Raw genomic sequence first — 18,377 nt, 5'->3', positions numbered from 1 at the left:
CGGCTCCTGGTCCGGTCACAGCGAGATCACGGACGCCCGTGCGCCGCCTGGATGATAGCGGCCACGTCACGGACCAGTCGGGCTCTGTTCAGCATCGTCTCGGGACGCGGGTCGTCGAGCGCGAACAGGATCACCCGGTCGTCGCCGACTGTGAGAGACGCTAGAAGATCTTCGTGCTCTGCGACCCGGTCGCGGACCGTGGGCAGCCAGACGGGCGCGGAGGCGCTCGTGTTCCCCGCCCAGGCAGGCGCCACGAGCATAGAGTCCGCGGTCGTGCCCACCGGGATGGACAGGAACGCGCCGTGGGTCGGCGCATCGACACCGACCACCTCACGGCGCCGAGGGGCACGACGTGACCCGACGACGGCACGGAGCACCCACGTCTCGCCACGCACCGTCACCTCCCCCAGGGGGAACCGCATCCTGCCCCGCGCCGCCTCGACGCGCCATCCTCGCGGCAGCGCGAGAGCGACATCGCGAGCATCCGCCGCGCCGTCCTGCACGCTCGCGGCACCATCTCGGCTGCCGGACCACGCAGAGCGCGCGGCCGCCACACGACGATGGACGGCGTCCACGCCTCCACGCTTCGTCCACAGGAGACCTGCCACCACACCGACCAGAATCACGACCGCGACCGCGACGAATCGCACCTGACCGCGGGTGAACGCCGCCGCGAGGCAGCAACCGGCGATCATGGCGACCGCGGTCACCGGCATGATGCCCGCAGCCCTCGTCCACGCCCGGCGGGTCAGCCCGGTTCGGAGGGGCGCCGTCTCAGTGCCGATCATCAGGCCGCGGCTCGGCGGAGGACAGCATCGCCTCCGCCTCTGAGAGGACCGTGTCCGCGAGTCCCTGCACCGAATGGGACGCCGCCCCGACAGCGACCTCGACCGACGACCGCAGCAAGGCGATGGCGCGGTCATGGGCATCCATGGTCGCAGCAGCGAGCGAGCGGGGCGATCTCGTCATCGCGTCTTCGGTGAACTCTGCACCCTGGATCAATGCGTCGGGACCGATCGTGATCCTCACCTCGCGTCCTCGCGACCACGCGCTGTACGTGGTCTGCTCGATCCGCGCGGCTATCAGTGCGGTCTCTTCAGCTGCGGAATGCGCCTCCTGGCGGAGCTTCTCCAGCCGCTCGCGAGCGGCCGTGAGCCGTGCGTCATCCATGACCATGTTCACGCTCCTGCCGTCTGCGCGCCCTGGTCGATGCCCTCGGCGCCGGCCCCGATGACGGTATCCGGTCCGATGCCGAGGTTGTACAGTCCCACATCGTCGAACCCGCGGTACAGCTTCTGCAGCAGATCGCAGAACCGGCCAGAGGACTGGAGCAGTTCGTCGGTCCACTTCGCGGCGTCATCGACCCATCGAGCGATGGCCGAGGTCGCCTGCGCGACGATGACGGGTGTGCCGAATCCGAGGGAGGCGATCGCCTCCCCAACCCAGACGATCAGCTTGCCGACGAGTTCTGCGCAGATGGCGGAGACGATCTGACGGACGATGGTGACGATGCCGCTGCCGATCGCGAAGCCGGTGTTCAAGCACCGGCATGCGAAGGCTTCGACACTTGCACGCTGCGCCATCTCCGTCATCCGACGCCGGAACGCCTCGGCCGCCGGGCCCTGCCAGTACTCGACCGTCCGGTCGCGGATCGCGATCAACCGCTCCGATTGCGAGGCGAGCGCCGCACCGACGTTCGCCCACGTCAGCCCGACCGCCGTGACGATCGCCGGATCTCCGACGAGCACGTCGAGCGCTTCTTGGAACCAGACGAAGCGATCGAGGAGGAAGCCGGCGAGGCTCGACGCCAGGGTCCCCAGCGGATCGACTGCCACTCCGACGAGATCGCCGACGCTTCCGACTCCGGAGGCGAGAGCCCCGGCCCAATCGCCGGAGCCGAGGCTGTAGCCCGTGGAGAACAGCGAGCCGACGACCGGAATCCCGAACGCGCTTCCCTCGAACCAGCCGGGCGCCTGCCACTGCTCGGGTTCGACGACCAGGCTCATCGGCGCACCTTCATCATGATCGCGCGATGACGCAGCACGGACTCCATGTCTGCCGTCTCGTAGTCGATGGCGGTGTTGCGCAGGTTCATCGCGGCAGCCTCGAAAGCGGCGGCCTCGGCCTTCAGCGCGGAGACCGCGATGCTCTGCACCAGCTGGGACGGCGGCACCATGGCGATGCACAGGAGCCCGAAGGCGTTCTCCGACATCTGCTGGGCGGCGATCCCGCCGTCCACCGCCTCGGCGAGCCCGTCGCTCGCGACGAAGAGATCCGAGACCTCCGCCGCCAGGCGCTCGTAGTCGACCTCGAAACCCTCCATCAGTCGTCCTCCATTCCGAGAATCCGTCGTGCCTGAGAGCTCACTTCGCTGTTCCCGATCTCAGGCAGAGAGCGAACGCGGGTGCGCCCTGTCGCGTCGTGAGCGCTCTGCAGCGCTTCGAGCAGAGCGGACTCCAGCTCGGCTGGCCGCAGCTCGTCGATGCCATCGGAGAAGACGACCCCGGTCAACAGTCCGTGGCCGTCGACGGCGACCTCGACGTGCCCCGCACGATCCTGTCCTCGGGTGCCGACGGCGGGTTGCGGCGTTTCGACGGCGCGAGCTTCTTTCAAGGTCGCGTACCCGCTGGCGAGAACGGTCGCGAGATCATCCGTGTGCATGCTTGCGATGCTAGCGGTGAGCCTGCGGATCCGGTGAGGGCAGATCTCCCCATCCGGAAGAGGACCTGTCGCTCAGTCGCAGGTCGGCAGGGCGCTGACGTCTCCCCCGTCGGCGATCACCTCGAGGGCGTGCACCGATTCCTCCAGGGTCGAGGTGCTGACGACCGTGAGCCCGTCGGGCACGTGCCCGACGACGTCGTCGCAGTTGGATTCGGGAGCCAGGAAGTAGTCGGCCCCGGCATCCCGTGCTCCGTAGAGCTTCTGACGGATGCCGCCGATCGGGCCGACGGTCCCGTCCGCCTCGATCGTCCCGGTGCCCGCGACGTCTTCGCCGCCGTTGAGCTCTCCGGGGGTGAGCGTGTCGATGATCCCGAGCGCGAACATCATGCCGGCGCTCGGGCCGCCGACGTTGTCGAGCTGGATCGTCACGTCGATCGGGAAGTCGTAATCCGTGCGCAGCGTCACGCCCACGACCCAGGTCGTCTTGCCGTCGGCGGTGCGCTCCTGCGGTGTGACCTTGACCGTCTTCTCCTCGCCGCCGCGGAGCAGCGTCAACTCGACGGCCGACCCCTCGGCATCCTGGATCTTCTGCCGGAGCTGCTTGGCGGAATCGACCGGTGACCCGTCGATCGCGGTGATGATGTCATCGGCCTCGAGCACTCCGTCGGCGGGCGTACCCTCGACCGCCTCGACGACGGCGACCTGCGCCCCGGTGTCGTAGCCGAGCTCGCCGAGCGCCGCCGCGGTCGCCTCGTGCTGCGAATCGACCATGAGCGTGGCGTTCTGCGCGTCGCGCTCCTCCGTGGTCACTCCCTCGGGGAAGACGGAATCGAGCGGCACGACGGCCTTGGAGGAATCCGTCCAGGCCAGGGCGAGCTCGAACCAGCTGGGCGTGCGCTGGCGGTTGCCGACCACCTGCACGGTCGTCAGATCGAGAGAGCCGGCCGTCTCGAAGGTCTCGGCGCCCTCTACGGCGATCAGCGGAAGCTGCTCGCCGTCCTTGTCGGCTGCGGTGCCGAGCGTGTTGTACACGGGCCCCGGACGCTGGATCACGTAGGGCGTCGGCAGGAAGGTCAGCACGACCAACGCGATCAGCGCGACGATCAGCGACCAGACGCCCAGTCCGACCTTCACAGACCGGGTTCGATCCACAGCATTCCTCCGTCGTTCGCGAGCGGCGTACAGCGATCGGGGTCGCGAGCCTGTCTCTGTGACTAGCGTAGATGCCACGGCTATAGGCGTGCTGAGAGGGCGAGCGACATGTCAGACAACGACCCCACACCCGAGGACTTCCAGGAGTTCCTGCGACGGATGATGTCCGGGCAGGGCGGCGGTGACATCGACCCCGAACAGCTGCGCGAGATGCTCGGCGGCATGGAGGGCATCCAGTTCGACCCGGCGATGATGCAGACCATCATGTCGCAGCTCCAGGGCGCGTTCGGCGGTGACCCGTGGGAGAACGCCCTCCGGCAGGCGCTGCACATCGCCAACCGCGACGGCCAGGGCATAGGCGACGGGTCGCGGACCTCGCTGGTCGACTCGTTCGCGCTCGCGGACCTGTGGCTGGGCGAGGCGACGACGATCTCCGAACTCGCCGACGCTCCGAAGGCGATGACCCGCGGAGAGTGGGTCGAGGCGACCCTGCCGGTATGGAAGGAGATCGCCGATCCCGTGTCGACGAGTATCGCGGATGCTCTGACCAGCGCTCTCGACACCCAGGTGCCCGAGGAGATGCGCGGGCTCGTCCAGGGCGCCGGCAAGCTGATGCGGGGTCTGGGCGGTTCGGTGTTCGCGGCCCAGTTCGGGCAGGTTCTCGGCAACCTGTCGCTCGAGGTCGTCTCGGGCGGCGATGTCGGAATTCCCGTGCTCCCCGCGGGCACCGCCGCAGTGATCCCGCAGAACCTCACTGCGTTCGGCGAGGGCCTCGAGATCCCCGAGGACCAGATCGCGCTCTACCTCGCGACCCGCGAACTCGCCTACGCGCGGCTCTACCGGCACGCGAGGTGGCTTCACCTGCACGTGATGTCGCAGATCACCGACTTCGCGCGCGGGGTCACCGTCGACGTCGACGCCCTCGAAGACGTCGCGAGCCGCCTCGACCCGAACAATCCCGAGGAGCTGCGAGCGGCGATCGAGGGCGGGGCGCTGCTCCCGGTGCAGACCGAGGCGCAGCGCGAGGCGCTCGACAGGCTCGAGAACCTCGTCGCCACGATCGACGGATGGGTCGACGTCGTCACCGCACAGGCCACCTCCCGCCTGCCCGAGAGCGTGAGGATCGCCGAGGCTGCTCGCCGTCGTCGCGCGGTGGGCGGTCCGGCCGAAGACGCCCTGGGCGCCCTGGTCGGCTTGAAGCTGCGCCCTCGTCGACTTCGCGAGGCGTCGGCGATGTGGCAGGCGGTGACGGATGCCGTCGGCATCTCGGCCCGCGATTCGCTGTGGGACTACCCCGACCTCATGCCGCAGGCATCAGACATCGACGACCCGTCCGCTCTGATCGCACGCCTGCAGGCCACGGCCCGCGGCGAGCAGCCGGTCGCCGATGAGATGGACGAGGCGCTGGCGAGACTGCTCGACGGCGAGGATTTCTCGGCGGGCGAAACCTCCTCCCCGAGCGAGAGCTCCTCCCCGAGCGAAACCCCCGAGGGCGATTCCACGGAAGGCGACGCGGGCGGGGACGACAGGCCAGTCTGAGCGGAGGCCGAGACTCGGTGTATTCGAGCTTCTACGGCCCTGCATCGCAGGCACGGCCGCAGAAGCTCCGGATGGCCGCGAGTCGTGGTGGTGACTCTTCCTGCACAGGCTTCGAAAAGGGCGGCTGTTCTCCACCGATCCGTCCGACGCGCCCCGTCGGTGCGCAGCATTCCGCAGAATCGGGACATGTCACCGCTGAGCCCGAAGACGATCACCCGACTGGACCCCGGGGTGCCGCTGCTGTGGCGTGACAGCGAGACGGTGCAGCTGGGAGTCGACGGCGATGTCAGGCTGACCGTCGACGCGCCATGGGTCGTGCCGTTGCTGTCTCGTATGGCCGCTGGATTCCGGATGCACTCGTTCGATGTGATCGCGCACGGCGCCGGCGCCCCTCGACAGGAGGCGCAGATGCTGCTGGCCCGGCTGCGCCCGTTGCTGATCGACGATGCAGCGACCTCACGCGCAGCGTGGGTCGAGAGCATCGGGATGCCGGATGGGCGCTGCGAGTACCGGATGCGCGAGGCCCTCGCCGACGAGGGCGTCGAACCGGGTGATCGCCGGGATCCGCATGACTGCGGAGTGATCCTGGTGCGGGGCGCTGCAGCCGCCCTGCACCTCGCTCGCTATCTCAGGGACGACGTCGCCCATCTTCCGGTTGCCCTCGAACGCGGACGCACGACGGTCGGACCGCTCGTGATCCCGGGCGAGACGCCCTGCCTGACATGTCGCGACGGACACGAGCGCGACCGGGATTCCGCCTGGCCGCGCATGCACGCTCAGCTCATCGGCCGCGACCCGGGGCCGATCGGCACGGCTCAGCTCGCGGAGGCGGCTGCTCTCGCCGCTCGGCTGCTGGCCGACGACGCCGCCACGGGTTCGTACGTCGAGGTCAGCGAGTCCGGCGGCCGGGTGTGGCGCTCGGTGGCGTTTCACGGAGAATGCCGGTGCCGCGAGCAGCCGTTCCGATCTCCGCGAGAAAGCGCGACGGCGCCCGCTCGCCCCGCCCTGCCGTCCGCGACCACGACAGAGACAGCGTCCGCGCAGCGCGCGTGACGCCCACGTAGGCCAGCCGCCGCTCCTCGTCGATCGCCTCGAATCCCGTGGCGTACGAGATCGGAAGCGCACCCTCGGCCCATCCGGCGAGGTGCACGTGCGGCCACTCCAGCCCCTTGGCCGCGTGCAGAGTCGACAGGGTCACCGTTCGCAGAGTCGGCTCGTGCTGGTCCTTCGCCCGGGCCATGAGCGCGTCGCTGAAACTGCGCAGCGTCTCGTGGGGGCCGGCTTCTTCGGCGAGTCGCAGGATCGCGCGCCGCGCTTCCCAGCCGTCGCGTTGCGCACCGCCGGCAGCGGGCGGCTCATCCGTGAGACCGAGTTCTCGCAGTACCCGCTGCACACCGGGGAGGAAGCCCTGTTCCGTCGGCGCCACGGCGGCGGCCCGGAGGGCCAGGATCGCCTGGCGGACCTCGGGCATCGAGAAGAACCGGGTTCCGCCGAGGACGGACGTGGGGATGCCCTGGGCCGCGAGCGCCTGCTGCAGCACGCCGGACTGGGAGTGGGCGCGGTAGAGCACAGCGATCTCGGCCGGCGATGTTCCGCCCTCGATGCGTGCGGCGATCTCTGCGGCGATGCCTGCTGCTTCTTCGCCCTCGGTCTCGTAGGCGGTGACCGTCGGCGGATCGGCGGAGAAGGAGTCTCGCGCCGGCACCAGTTCGAGAGCGCCGGGTCGGCCGTGCATCAGGGCGTTGGCAGCGGCGAGGATCGGCGCCTGCGAACGGTAGTTCGTCTCGAGGCGCACGACGGTGGCATCGGGGTGACGGCGCCCGAACTCGAGGAGGAACCGCTGCTCGGCTCCGGCGAAGGAGTAGATGGTCTGACTGGCATCTCCCACGACGCAGATGTCTCGACGATCGCCCAGCCACAACTCGAGCAGCCGGTTCTGCAGCGGCGAGACGTCCTGGAACTCGTCCACGGTGAAATGCCGATACTGCTCGTGGACGGATGCCGCCACCCGCGGCTCCGCCTCCAGCATCCCCGCACACGCCAGGAGGACGTCCTCGAAGTCGAGCTGATGGCGCTCGTCCTTGAGCGCCTCATACGCCCGTTGCAGCTCGACGAGCTGCGTGGCGTCGACGCCGGTCACCGTCCGGCCGAGAGCTGCGTGCTGATCGATCGACAGCATCGAGACCTTGCGCCACTCGATCTCCGAAGCGATGTCGCGCAGCGTGGCGGTGCTCGGACGCAGACGCATGGCATCGGCCGCCTGGCCAAGCATCCGCACCTTGTTGTCGATGATGCTGGGCGCGGGGGAACCGGCGAGAGTGGGCCAGAAGAAGTTCAGCTGGGCGAGCGCGGCCGCGTGGAAGGTGCGGGCGGCCACCCCCTCCACCCCGAGTGCGCGCAGACGCCCACGGAGTTCGCCCGCGGCTTTTGCGGTGAAGGTGACCGCCATCACGCGCGACGGCGAATAGGCGCCGGTGTCGACCCCGTGGGCGATGCGGTGCGTGATCACCCGGGTCTTGCCTGTGCCGGCGCCGGCGAGCACCGCGACGGGACCTCGCAGCACGGATGCCGCTTCCCGCTGCCGTTCGTCGAGCGCGTCCAGCGCGCTCACGCGCGCTCCTCGTACCAGTCCATGATCAGCGCCCGGGCGATCGACGCTCTTCCAGGCAGTCCGACCGGCCCTTCACCGTCGAGCGATGAACCGATCTCGGCTCTGGTGAACCAGCGCACGTCGATGATCTCCTGGCCGTCAGGGCGCGCCGCGGCCTCGTCGTCGACGACGGCGCGGAAGCCGAGCATGAGCGACCGCGGGAACGGCCAAGGCTGAGAGGCGACGTAGCGGAGGGCGTGCAGACGGACACCCGCTTCCTCCTCGATCTCGCGGTGCACAGTCGCTTCGAGAGACTCCCCCGCCTCGGTGAACCCGGCGAAGCACGAGTACATGCGCCCGCCCCAGTTCGCGTTGGCTCCCAGCAGCAGCCGTTCGCCATCTCGGCTCTCGACCGCGACGATGACGGCGGGGTCGGTGCGGGGGAAGTGCTCGCGACCGCACGCCAGGCAGCGACGCGACCAGCCCGCCTGCCGGAGCTCGGTTCCGCCGCCGCAGCTCGGGCAGAACGGGGCGTCGCGCAGCCATCCGGCCAGCGCGAGTGCTTCGATGAGAGAGCTCTGTCTCGACGTCGCCGAGCCGTCCTCCGACGTCGCGCAGTCCGAGCCAGGTCTCTTCGGGGGCGGCATCGATGCTCCCGGTCTCGGGCGCCAGTGACGCCAGGAGGACGGCGCCTCCGTCTGGGTCGCGTCCGAGAAGCGCCCAGGTCGCGTCCGTGACCTCGGCAGGGCCGGCCCGCACCAGGAGATCACCATCCATCCGCACTCGCCCGTCGCGCACTGCGACGACCGTCGTCGTCGGATCGGCGCGCAGCCTTTCGAGGATGCCCGGAATGTCACGCAGATCGCCTGCGCGATCGATGGACATGGGCGGAATGGTCATCGACTCCCTCTCTCACGGGCGTGGCGGAGGCAGGACCGCCCCTGAGCCGACCTACCCTGGGGGGATGGGACGCTCTCCTTTCACTCTAGCCGCGGCAGTGACGGCCGCACTGCCCGGGGCGGAGGTGACGGGCGCGCGTGCCCTGACCGCCGATGGCGACGGCCGCTTCGACTCCGCCGTCGCATCGCTGAGCGACGGACGCGAGCTCGCGATCCGCGTCGCCGACGACGATGATGCGGCCACGGAGCTGGCCGCAGAGGCTCTGGCGCTGCGCGCGCTGACCGCCGGCGCGCGCGCGATGCTGCCCTTCCGCGTTCCCGAGTACATCGGCGAGACGCGCGTGAGCGACGGCCGTGCTCTCGTCACCGAATTGCTGCCGGGATTCCAGATCGAAGCCGCCCATGTGCCTGCTGGGCGAGGAGCGGCCGAGTCGATGGGCGCGGCCATCGCCGCCGTGCACTCCATGCCGACCTCCGTCGTGCGCGGCGCTGGTCTGCCTGCACGCTCGGCCCAGGAGAGCCGCGATGAGATCGCCCGCGTGGTGGACGCGGCCGCATCGACCGGGCGTGTCCCCGCGCGCCTGACGGTGCGGTGGCGCGAGGCCGTCGCTGACGACGACCTATGGCGATTCGAGTCCGCCGTGACCCTCGGTGGGGTGCAGTCCACGTCGTTCCTCTTCACCGACGATGCCGATCGGGGGCCGCAGGTCTCCGGCATCGTCGGCTGGCACGCACTGTCGGTCGGCGACCCGGCTGTCGACCTCGCGTGGCTCTCGGCAGCACCGGAAGCGGCCGACGACGTACAGGCGGCGTACGCGCAGGCCTCGGCGCGCACGCCCGACGCGGCGCTCGACGTGCGCGCCCGCCTGCTCGCCGAGTTGGAGTTCGCGCGCTGGCTCGTACACGGCGACTCTCTGCGCCGCCCCGACATCGTCGACGACGCGGCCGCGTTGCTCGAGGCTCTCGCCGACGGTCTTCACGCTGGCGATCTGACCGTGATCGCAGCACGCAGCGAAGGCGTGGACTCGGCGATGGATGCGCTGGACAGCGTGCCCGCGGGCGCTGTTCCGACCGCCGACACGTCTATGCAGACGGACGCCTACAATCCGAACGAGCTCTGGCGAGACGAAGACCTCGACGCTGCCGACCGCGACGACCCGGCCAGAGACGACGCCGCGCATCGCGCGGAGGTCGCGGGTCTCGACACCGAAGACCTCTCCTCCCTGAGGGCGTCGACGACGTCGGGCGACGCGGGATCGGGCCCGGGTCTTCCCGAGCGTGCCGACGACGACAGTTCGTCGCCCGAAGACGAGGCTCAGCGCGCTGCGCGCGCCGCGCTCCAGCGCTGGAAGAGCTCAGACTCCGAGTAGATCCGGTCTCCGCGGATCACGAGATCGTCGGCCACGTAGTAGAGCGCGACGTCTATGTCTTCCAGCGGCACCCCGAACCGGCGGTGATACGCCAGTCGATACAGAGCGAGCTGGAGCATCCGCTCCTCGCGTTCGGCCGGAGTGCGCGGAGCCTTGCCGGTCTTCCAGTCGACGATCTCGATCCGCCCCCCGCGATCCTCCCGCCGGTAGACGGCGTCGAGCTTGCAGATCACGACGTGGGCGCCGACTTCGCCGACTCCTGCCGGTTCCTCGTCGGGTTTCGGCTCGCTTCGCTCGCTCGACGACGTGGCGACTGGCTGTCCGCCGAGAGCGAAGTCGATCTCGATCTCGACGGCGATCGGCTTGAGCGGGCCCCATTCGCTGCGCTCGAAGATCTCCTGCAGCGTACCGAGGTCGGCGGCGTCCGCGGCCGAGACATCCGCTGCCGCGGTCATCTCATCGTCGTCGATCTCCCAGAGCGCCTCGTCCACCCGGCTGCCTACGCCGACCTGCTCGCTGCGCTGCTCCACCCAGGCGTGGAACAGGGTGCCGAGCCGCGTCTGGCGATAGGGGCGCTCGGGCATCGGCCGCACGATCGATGAGAGCGTGCCGCCGAAGTCGGTGACGTAGTCCTTGAACTTCGACGCAGGGACGCGTGTCGGGGGCGGCACGTCCGTCCCCCGCAGGCGGGCGGCACGCTCGGCCAGCAGGCGCGCGAGCTCGGTGCTCGGCTCGGGATCCCGCTGATACGCCTCGCGAACGGCATCCGCTGCCGCCTCGACCCGACTGCGCCGGGCGCCGAGCGGGTCGAGCGGCCATGCCAGGGTGGCACCGGGGCCGTCGTACGGATTCTCCTCGGGGTCGATCTCTCCGATCGGGTCGAGTCCGAGCACGTCCATCGCCTCGCGCAGGTACGGGCTCGGCACACGAGGCTTCTTCTGCCCGGCCCAATGGGCTCCTGAGAGCAGCAGATCCGTGCGAGCGCGAGTCACCGCGACGTACGCGAGCCGGCGTTCCTCCTGCTGCTGATAGTCGCGGTATGCCGCCTTGAACACCGTGAGGGCGCCAGGCGCGTTCTTGCTCGCGCTCGTCAGCGAGGCGATTCCCGCCTTCAGCTTCCTGGCCGGATCGGTCTCGCCCGCGACCGCGACATCCGGATCCCACGCGAAGCGCGGAAGCGCATCACGGTCTCCGCGCAGGGCGAACGGGACGACCCCGAACCCGAACCACCCCGAGGTGTCGGTGGGACGGCTGGGCAGCTCGTCCGCGACGAGGCGCACGACGGCTACCGCATCCCACTCCAGCCCCTTGGAGCCGTGGATCGTCAGCAGCTGCACCACTCCCGGCTCGGGTGGTTCGGGCCGCGGCATCAGCTCATCGGTGCTCTCGGCTTTGTCGAGCCAGGCCAGAAGGCTCCCGATGGTCCCGCGTTCGTCGGCCGACAGGAACGCGCGCACTTCGTCGGCGAAGGCTCTCAACTGCGTCGCCGCGACGCGCGCCGGTCCCCGGGTCTCGTTCGCGGCGAGCTCGACGTCGAGACGCAGCTCGAGCTCGATCAATCTGATCAGCTCGGGGATGGGCTGCGACGACGCCCGGCGAAGCCGCTCGAGCATCTCCCCCGCTGCTCTGATGCGCGAGCGTCCCTCCGCGCTGATTCCCTCGAGCATGCGGTAGTCGTCACGCACGGCGCGTACGACGTCGACGGCGTCGACGATCGAGATCGCTTCGTCGGCTCCGCGCGAGGAGCGCAGACGCATGCGTACCTCCTCCGGCAGGGGTCCCATGCCGGTGTCGGTCTCGGAGAGGCGACGGCCGAGGTCGTAGAGCGCGGCCATGTCGGCGACGCCGACGCCGAATCGAGGTCCCGTGAGCACACGGATGAGCGCGGAACCGGCTGTCGGATCATGCACGACCCGCAGCGTCGACACGACGTCGACGACCTCTGGAGTGGACAGCAGCCCGCCGAGTCCGAGGATGCGGTGAGGAATGCCGCGGGCGGCCAGGGCGGCGGCGAACGTCTGCATGTGCTTCTTCGAGCGGAAGAGGATCGCGCCCGTGTGCGGCCGTCCGGCCGCAGTGGCGTCGTGCTCTGAGCGACGCTCGGCGAACCACCCCGCCACCTCGTCGGCCTCGTCGTCGACCGTGAACGCGAAGCGGACCTCCGCACGGCCCTCGCCTGCACCCGGACGCGCTTCCAGCGGCGGCACATCGAGACCGGGGCGCTGCAACGGCACCAGCACCTCGTTCGCGATGTCGAGGATGCGGCGGTCATTGCGCCAGCTCGTCATCAGGCTGTACGTCTGCGCGGGTCGGGAGCTCGAGAACGCCCCCGAGAAGGCGTACAGGTTGTCGGCGCTGGCACCGCGCCAGCCGTAGATCGACTGATGCGGATCCCCGACGGCCATCACCGCCGAATCGCGGAACAGCTCGGCGAGGAACCGGGTCTGGATCACCGAAGTGTCCTGGTACTCGTCGAGGAGGACCACACGGTGCTGCTCGCGCAGCTCGTCCCGCACGTCGGGCGATGATTCGACGATGTCGTAGGCGCCGCCGACCTGGTCGGCGAAGTCCAGCACTCCGCGTCGCGCCTTCTCGGAGATGTACTCGCGGACGAGCGTGCCGAGCGTGGGCAGACTCAGCAGATTCGCCGTCGCCTTGTCGATGTCGGCGTTGCTCCGGTACGGCTCGAACGCGAGCGCCTGCGCACGCGCGATGCGCTCCGCCTCGTCGAGGTCGACCCGATGATCCAGCGCGTCGCCCGCCAGCCGCTGCACCGCATCGATCACAGTGCCGAGTGTGTAGTCGATCCCCTCGAGTTCTGGCAGGTCGCTGCGCAGCACGACCTCGCGCGCCAGCATCCACGATGCCGCCTGGCTGAGCATCGCGACATCGGAGTCGCGGCCGATGCGTGCGGCGTGCTCGCGCACGATCCCGTCGGCGAACGCGTTGTAGGTCGACACCCGAGGTCGGATCATCAGATCCTCGGCCGAGGGCGGCGTGGTCGGATCCCAGCCGGTCTCGTAGGAATCTGCGAGCTCGTCGAGCACATGCCGTCGCACGAGCTCACGCTGTCGCCCCGACGCCGCGTCATCGACACGACGCAGCACTCCAGAGGCGACGATCTCGGAGAGATACGGGAGGAGCCCCCGCCGACCGTACTCGTCGATCACGGCGAGACGGGCGCCGATGCGCTCAGCGAGCTCTCCCGCGGCCTTGCGCGTGAAGGTGAGACCGAGGATCTCGTCTCGCCGCACGTGGCCGTTGGCCACGAGCCAGACGACGCGACCGGACATGGTCTCGGTCTTGCCGCTGCCGGCTCCGGCGACCACGAGAGCGGGAACGGGAGCCGCCTGGATCACCCGCTGCTGAGCCGCGGTCGGCGACGGCTGTCCGAGCGCGGCCGCCACGTCGGTCGCGGAGAGGTCGAGTGTGCCCGGCCAGCTCGGCTCCGTCATCTGCAGAAGGCTCACGCGCTCACCGCCGGTACCGTGTGGATGCGGCACGGCTTGACACGGTTCCCCTGGGTGTCGGCGCAGTGCGCCTCGACCTGGGCCGTGAAGCTGGACGCGGCCATGCCGCGGGCGGCTTCGGCCACGCGGAGCAGGAAGGCGGTCCGCCCGTCGTCATCGAGGGTGTGCTGATGGGCGATCCGGTAGTCGCTCTTGGCCAGCGTCTTCGACACGAGGACGAGCCTCGCTCCGGCGAGCGCCGCAGGGTCCGCCCCGTCGATGAGTCCCTGCTGCACCGCCACCTGATAGGCGGCCAGCTGTGCGTGTTCGATCACCCCGGAGTCGGATTCCGGGTCGTTCTTGCCTGTCTTGAGGTCGACGACGACCACCCTCTCGTTCTCAGCCTGCGCCGTGATGGGCTCCGACCCGCGCCCCCGCGCGTGGCCGTGGTCGCCTGCTCCCGCCGGATACGCCTCGACACGGTCGATGAATCCGTGGATGATCGCCTGACCGCCTCGGTCGTCTCCCACCTCACGCACGGCGGGCTCGTCGCCGACGTCGACCGCGAAGCGGAACTCCACCTCGCTCGCGATCGCCCGCCCTCCGTCGGCTCGGACGTCGCCGAGGTAGGCGTGCAGACGGTCGACCAGCAGGTCCGCGCGGCGCCGTTCCTTGCGTCCGATCCACTCGGTCTCGAAGTCGAGCTCGGGCCAGTGCTCGTCGACGATCGCCCGCATACGCTCCAGGTCGCCGTCCGGAACCTTCTCCATCGCCTCATGCACGATCGTGCCGATACCCGCGGTCGGCGGCATCACCGTGTCTCCGCCGAGGGCAGAGACCACCCAGTTGACGCCGCACTCCTCGAAAGACTCCATCTTCGACGGCGACACCCTCGCTCCATCGACCGCGAGGTCGCGGAGCGGGGCGTCGGTCGACGGCGGCAGCACTCCGTACCAGTCGGCGGGGTCGGCGCCCGGTACGCCTTCACGCGCCAGGACCGCGAGCTGCTGCGCGCCATCCGCCCTGACCGACGCGGACGAGGACGTCGTCAGCGCACGACGGTGACGCGCCACGAGCCCTCGCAGGGTGAGCGGATGCTCGGCGGAGGCGTGCATCTCGGGCGGGCCCGGCTGAGGCAGAAAGCCGAAGAACGCGCTCGGCGTCATGTCATCGTCGTCGACTGCGGTGACCAGCAGGCGCCGCCGCGCGCGCGACACCGCGCGCACGAAGAGACGCAGTTCGTCGTGCAGAGCCGAACGGCGTCGATCGAGCGCCCCCGGCTCCTCGATCGCCAGTCCCTCGCGCGCCGCCGTGAGGACATCGGCGAGACGCCAGGTCTGCAGCATCCCCCCGCGGAGCCGCACGTTCGGCCAGACGCCGTCCTGCACGCCTGCGACCACGACCGCATCGAACTCGGTCCCGAGCGCTGTCGCCGGCGTGAGAAGGGTGACCCGACCCGGCCGTTCGGGACTCGACAGGGTGTCTTCGGGCACCTCGCTGTCGAGGACGTCGCGAACGAAGATCTCGGGCTTCTCGTTGGGCGTGCGCTCGACGAACCTCTTCGCCGCGTCGAACAGCGAGACCAGCGCGTCGAGGGCACGCGCGGTCTCCGCACCGCTGGCCTGCAGCGCCATCTCGCGCCAGGCCACATGAAGGCGTCTCCCGTCGATCGCGCGCGACTGGTCCCACACGCGCCACAGCAGATCGTGGATCGTCTCTCCGCGCTCGGCCGCCGCCGAGACCTCGGCGATGGTCGTCGCGAAGCGCGCGGCCGTGCGCGACTCGGCCGCGTCGATGAGGTCGAAATGCGCGGGCGAGGCGAAGGCCTGTCGCAGCAGCTCGCGCGCCGGTGTCGATCCCCCGTTCTCGAGCTCGATGTGTCGCAGCCGGGCGCGCAGGCGCCGCAGGCCGATCGCGTCCATCCCGCCGAACGGGGTGCGCAGCGCCTCCTCGAGCTCTTGCGAGGTGCGCTGGTCGACCGGGGTCAACGCCAGGCGAACGACGCCCACGATGTCACGCACGATGGTCTCGCTGCCGAGCGGACGCTGCACGCCGGCGGCGCGGGTCGGGATCTCGCGCGCCGCGAGCTCCGCCTCCAGCGTCGTCACTTGACGGGTGTCGTGCGCGATGACCGCCATGCGGTCCCAGGGCACTCCGTCGGTGAGGTGCCACCCGCGCATGACGCCGGCGATGCGGTCGAGCTCCTCGTAGGGCGACGGTGCGATGAAAGCGGTCACCGCGGCATCCGTCTCCGATTCGGCCACGGGCACCGGCGCGCGGCGATGGTCGACCCGACCCGACGCACCGATCGCCTGCGTCACCGTGCGCGTGAGCGCAGTGAGTGCGGGCGCCTGCCGGTGCGGGCTCTCGAGCACGTGCACCTCGCCGAGCGCGCCGGCGAGCCGGGCGAACAGCTCGGGGCTCGCACCGCGGAACGCGCCCGAGGAGATGTCGGGGTCGCCGAAGGCGAGCACGGCGACTCCTCGCTCCCGAAGCGCCTGGACGATGGCGACGCCGCCGCGCGTGAGCTCCTGTGCATCGTCGATGAGAACGACCCGGAGGGCCGACAGAGGCCCCAGGGTCGCGGCATCGGCGCTCTGCAGGATCGCGGATGCCTCGGCGAGAAGATCGGCGGCATCGCGGTGCGCCGCTCGCGCGGCGTCGAGCACGCGACGGTAGTCGACCAGGAAGTCGGCCACCGCCGACCACACCGGGTCTCCCGCCGCTCTGAGCTCGGCGGGATGCGCGCCGAGCTCGGTGCATTCGGCGAGGAAAGCACGCAGCTCCGACCGGAACCCCTTCGAGGCGCGCACTGACGGGCTGAGCGCTTCGGGCCAGGCGACCTGCTCGTCTTCCGCGTCGCCCGCGAGCAGCTCGGCGATCAGTCGGTCCTGGTCGGCGCCGGTGAGGAGTGCCGGTGGCTCGAGACCGGCCCGCACCATCGCGCCGCGCACGAGTTGAAAGGCGAAGGAGCCCAGCGAACGGGCCAGCGGCCCCGGTGTGGCCTGTCCGATCCGCACGCCGATGCGATCGCGCAGCGCAGTCGCCGCCTGGCGGTTGGGGGTCAGCACGATCAGCTCCTCCGGCGACAGCCCCTCCTCGTCGAGCAGGTGCACCACGCGGTCCACGAGCGCGCGGGTCTTGCCCGTACCAGGAGCGCCGATGATCACGCCGGAAGCCGTCACGGCAGCACCGACGACGGCCCCCTGCGCAGCATCCCGTGTCATGGATTCCACGCTACTGGGATGCGCGGACATCAGGATCGGCCCGCCTCGTCCGCCCTTCTGTGCGCTCACGGCGTAACCGGCGCCGGGACAGATCCGGCGACGGTCGCCCGGGGTAGAGTTGGGCGCAGTCAGTAGCCTCATACACAGGGAGCACGCGTGGAAATCCGCATCGGCATCGTCAACACCGGCCGCGAACTGAACTTCGAGACCTCCGCCAGCGCCGATGAGGTGCGCACCAAGGTGACGGCCGCCCTCGAGCAGAGCTCGACGCACCTCGACTTCGCTGACGTCAAGGGAAACTCCTATCTCGTTCCGACCGCGAACCTCGCCTACATCGAGCTGGGCACCGAAGAGTCCCGCCGCGTCGGCTTCGTCGCCTGAGTCGTGTACATCCTTCTCGCGCTCATCGGGGCGTGCGCGCTCGGCATCGCCGCCCACTACATGATCGGCGGACGTGAGCTGCGCGGCGTCGCCCTGACGCCGGCGATCGCCACGGCGCTGGCCGCGATCGTCTACACCGGCTCCCAGTGGGCAGGCGTCGGCGAGGACAGCGTCTGGCTGTGGCTCGCGAGCGTCCTCGGTTCGGTGCTCGTGGCTGCCCTCGCGACCGTCGCGATCGTCGCGGCGCGTCGGCGGTCGGATGCCGCGGCGAAGGCCGCACTCGGCATCTGACGCGAGCAGCGCTAAGAGGCGAGCCCCATCGCGTCCATACGTCGAGCGTGCGCGCCCATGAGCTCGGTGTAGACCGGTTCGATGCGCTCGTCGTCGGCGGCCGCGAGCGCGTCGGGGCGCAGCGCCGAGCGGCACACGAGGATGGTGTCGCCGACGAGGCGTCTGGCCCACATCGACAGCAGCGAGCGCCACTCCTCATCGCTCTCGATCGTCTCCTGGATGATCGCGACGATCTCATGGCGGGCGTCGTCCTCGCTGAGGATCCGGCGCACCTTCTCCCCTGTCTCGCCGTAGCTCGCGGCGAGCGCGAGATAGAAGTCGTCGAGCATGCCGGCGGTGATGTGCACGGCCAGCATGGTCTCGCGCGGACGCGCGCCGATCGTCTTGCGACGGAACGCGTCGAGGTTCTCGCGGAAAGGCAGCATGAGCTGCGTGGGATCTTCGCCGCGTGCGGTGATCAGATCGACGATCGCGCGGTGCTTGGTGAGGGTGGCGCCGGCCGCTCGCGAGAGCGATTCCTTCTCGGAGAGCTCGGGCGTCGCGCGGATCAGACGGGTGAGCGTCTCGAAGTAGCCGAGCTGCAGGTATGCGGCCTGTCCGAGGAAGCGGTTCAGCTCGGGGGCGAGCTCTGCGAAGTCGACGCGGGTCGCGCCGCTCTGCTCTCCGCGGCTGCGCAGCGCGAGGGTGCGCCGCGGGGTCTTGCTGCGATTCCAGAACCAGTTCACCACGGCTTCACACTACTCGGGGCGGCCATCCCTCGAGGGCGCGACGGCCCCTCGGGTAGGCTGGTGTCGTCCCCGCCGTCGGAGCGGGGCCCC

General features: G+C 70.0%; 15 protein-coding genes. 4 read left to right on the top strand and 11 right to left on the bottom strand.

Annotated features, from left to right (window positions below):
- Positions 1-26: 26 nt before the first annotated feature.
- From QFZ53_RS09650 to QFZ53_RS09625, 6 genes are all read right to left on the bottom strand, one after another.
- Complete coding sequence (locus QFZ53_RS09650; RefSeq protein ID WP_307295765.1) at positions 27-788, bottom strand: hypothetical protein; 762 nt, start codon at positions 786-788, stop codon at positions 27-29.
- Positions 775-1,176, bottom strand: a complete 402-nt coding sequence (locus QFZ53_RS09645; RefSeq protein WP_292909916.1) for a hypothetical protein — start codon at positions 1,174-1,176, stop codon at positions 775-777. The genes QFZ53_RS09650 and QFZ53_RS09645 overlap by 14 nt, the downstream gene beginning before the upstream one ends.
- A gap of 2 nt (positions 1,177-1,178) precedes the next feature.
- Positions 1,179-2,006 carry a hypothetical protein gene (locus QFZ53_RS09640; RefSeq protein ID WP_307295762.1) on the bottom strand — a complete coding sequence of 276 codons (828 nt, stop codon included), beginning with the start codon at positions 2,004-2,006 and terminating at the stop codon, positions 1,179-1,181.
- On the bottom strand, positions 2,003-2,323 hold the full coding sequence (locus tag QFZ53_RS09635; protein ID WP_292909912.1) for a hypothetical protein: 321 nt from the start codon (positions 2,321-2,323) through the stop codon (positions 2,003-2,005). Before QFZ53_RS09635 ends, QFZ53_RS09640 begins: the two co-directional genes overlap by 4 nt.
- Entirely contained in the window at positions 2,323-2,661 is a 339-nt protein-coding gene (locus tag QFZ53_RS09630; RefSeq protein ID WP_307295757.1) for a hypothetical protein, read from the bottom strand. Before QFZ53_RS09630 ends, QFZ53_RS09635 begins: the two co-directional genes overlap by 1 nt.
- A gap of 72 nt (positions 2,662-2,733) precedes the next feature.
- Positions 2,734-3,813: a YlbL family protein gene (locus QFZ53_RS09625; protein WP_307295754.1), complete on the bottom strand. Its 1,080-nt coding sequence runs from the start codon at positions 3,811-3,813 to the stop codon at positions 2,734-2,736.
- A 108-nt stretch (positions 3,814-3,921) separates the two neighbouring features.
- Between QFZ53_RS09625 and QFZ53_RS09620 the strand changes: the two genes are divergently transcribed.
- Positions 3,922-5,352, top strand: a complete 1,431-nt coding sequence (locus QFZ53_RS09620; protein ID WP_307295752.1) for a zinc-dependent metalloprotease — start codon at positions 3,922-3,924, stop codon at positions 5,350-5,352.
- Between the two features lie 889 nt (positions 5,353-6,241).
- On the opposite strand, the gene QFZ53_RS09615 is transcribed toward QFZ53_RS09620, so the two are convergent.
- Both QFZ53_RS09615 and nudC read right to left on the bottom strand, forming a co-directional pair.
- Positions 6,242-7,963 (bottom strand): ATP-dependent helicase, encoded by a 1,722-nt coding sequence (locus QFZ53_RS09615; protein WP_307295749.1) that lies wholly within the window; start codon positions 7,961-7,963, stop codon positions 6,242-6,244.
- Complete coding sequence (nudC, locus tag QFZ53_RS09610) at positions 7,960-8,589, bottom strand: NAD(+) diphosphatase (RefSeq protein ID WP_307295747.1); 630 nt, start codon at positions 8,587-8,589, stop codon at positions 7,960-7,962. The genes QFZ53_RS09615 and nudC overlap by 4 nt, the downstream gene beginning before the upstream one ends.
- A 317-nt stretch (positions 8,590-8,906) precedes the next feature.
- On the opposite strand from nudC, the gene QFZ53_RS09605 reads away from it, so the two are divergent.
- A complete protein-coding gene (locus QFZ53_RS09605) occupies positions 8,907-10,211 on the top strand; it encodes a phosphotransferase (protein ID WP_307295743.1) in 1,305 nt (434 codons plus the stop codon).
- Here the strand turns inward: QFZ53_RS09605 and QFZ53_RS09600 are convergent.
- Both QFZ53_RS09600 and QFZ53_RS09595 read right to left on the bottom strand, forming a co-directional pair.
- The gene (locus QFZ53_RS09600) at positions 10,157-13,666 is read right to left on the bottom strand and encodes an ATP-dependent DNA helicase (protein WP_307295741.1); all 3,510 of its coding nucleotides are present in this window, start codon (positions 13,664-13,666) and stop codon (positions 10,157-10,159) included. The two genes, QFZ53_RS09605 and QFZ53_RS09600, sit on opposite strands and share 55 nt — an antisense overlap.
- 11 nt (positions 13,667-13,677) lie before the next feature.
- Positions 13,678-16,887: an ATP-dependent helicase gene (locus tag QFZ53_RS09595; RefSeq protein WP_307295737.1), complete on the bottom strand. Its 3,210-nt coding sequence runs from the start codon at positions 16,885-16,887 to the stop codon at positions 13,678-13,680.
- 156 nt (positions 16,888-17,043) lie between these two features.
- On the opposite strand from QFZ53_RS09595, the gene QFZ53_RS09590 reads away from it, so the two are divergent.
- Together QFZ53_RS09590 and QFZ53_RS09585 are read left to right on the top strand one after the other, a co-directional pair.
- Positions 17,044-17,268, top strand: coding sequence for a DUF3107 domain-containing protein (locus QFZ53_RS09590; RefSeq protein WP_292909894.1), 225 nt, complete (start codon positions 17,044-17,046; stop codon positions 17,266-17,268).
- Positions 17,269-17,271: 3 nt separating this feature from the next.
- Entirely contained in the window at positions 17,272-17,559 is a 288-nt protein-coding gene (locus QFZ53_RS09585) for a hypothetical protein (protein WP_307295732.1), read from the top strand.
- A gap of 11 nt (positions 17,560-17,570) precedes the next feature.
- Here the strand turns inward: QFZ53_RS09585 and QFZ53_RS09580 are convergent, their stop codons facing one another.
- Positions 17,571-18,287 carry a ferritin-like fold-containing protein gene (locus QFZ53_RS09580; protein WP_292909890.1) on the bottom strand — a complete coding sequence of 239 codons (717 nt, stop codon included), beginning with the start codon at positions 18,285-18,287 and terminating at the stop codon, positions 17,571-17,573.
- Positions 18,288-18,377: the final 90 nt, after the last annotated feature.

The organism is Microbacterium natoriense, from assembly GCF_030816295.1.
Lineage (GTDB): Bacteria > Actinomycetota > Actinomycetes > Actinomycetales > Microbacteriaceae > Microbacterium > Microbacterium natoriense_A.
Note: the sequence above shows the minus strand (reverse complement) of the source record. Positions and strands in the feature narration are given on the sequence as shown.

Excerpts from the sequence above, each read along its gene's own strand:
- QFZ53_RS09650 (WP_307295765.1), bottom strand. The coding sequence starts at position 788 with ATGATCGGCACTGAGACGGCGCCCCTCCGAACCGGGCTGACCCGCCGG.
- QFZ53_RS09645 (WP_292909916.1), bottom strand. The coding sequence starts at position 1,176 with ATGGTCATGGATGACGCACGGCTCACGGCCGCTCGCGAGCGGCTGGAG.
- QFZ53_RS09640 (WP_307295762.1), bottom strand. The coding sequence starts at position 2,006 with ATGAGCCTGGTCGTCGAACCCGAGCAGTGGCAGGCGCCCGGCTGGTTC.
- QFZ53_RS09635 (WP_292909912.1), bottom strand. The coding sequence starts at position 2,323 with ATGGAGGGTTTCGAGGTCGACTACGAGCGCCTGGCGGCGGAGGTCTCG.
- QFZ53_RS09630 (WP_307295757.1), bottom strand. The coding sequence starts at position 2,661 with ATGCACACGGATGATCTCGCGACCGTTCTCGCCAGCGGGTACGCGACC.
- QFZ53_RS09620 (WP_307295752.1), top strand. The coding sequence starts at position 3,922 with ATGTCAGACAACGACCCCACACCCGAGGACTTCCAGGAGTTCCTGCGA.
- nudC (WP_307295747.1), bottom strand. The coding sequence starts at position 8,589 with ATGCCGCCCCCGAAGAGACCTGGCTCGGACTGCGCGACGTCGGAGGAC.
- QFZ53_RS09605 (WP_307295743.1), top strand. The coding sequence starts at position 8,907 with ATGGGACGCTCTCCTTTCACTCTAGCCGCGGCAGTGACGGCCGCACTG.
- QFZ53_RS09600 (WP_307295741.1), bottom strand. The coding sequence starts at position 13,666 with ATGACGGAGCCGAGCTGGCCGGGCACACTCGACCTCTCCGCGACCGAC.
- QFZ53_RS09595 (WP_307295737.1), bottom strand. The coding sequence starts at position 16,887 with ATGACACGGGATGCTGCGCAGGGGGCCGTCGTCGGTGCTGCCGTGACG.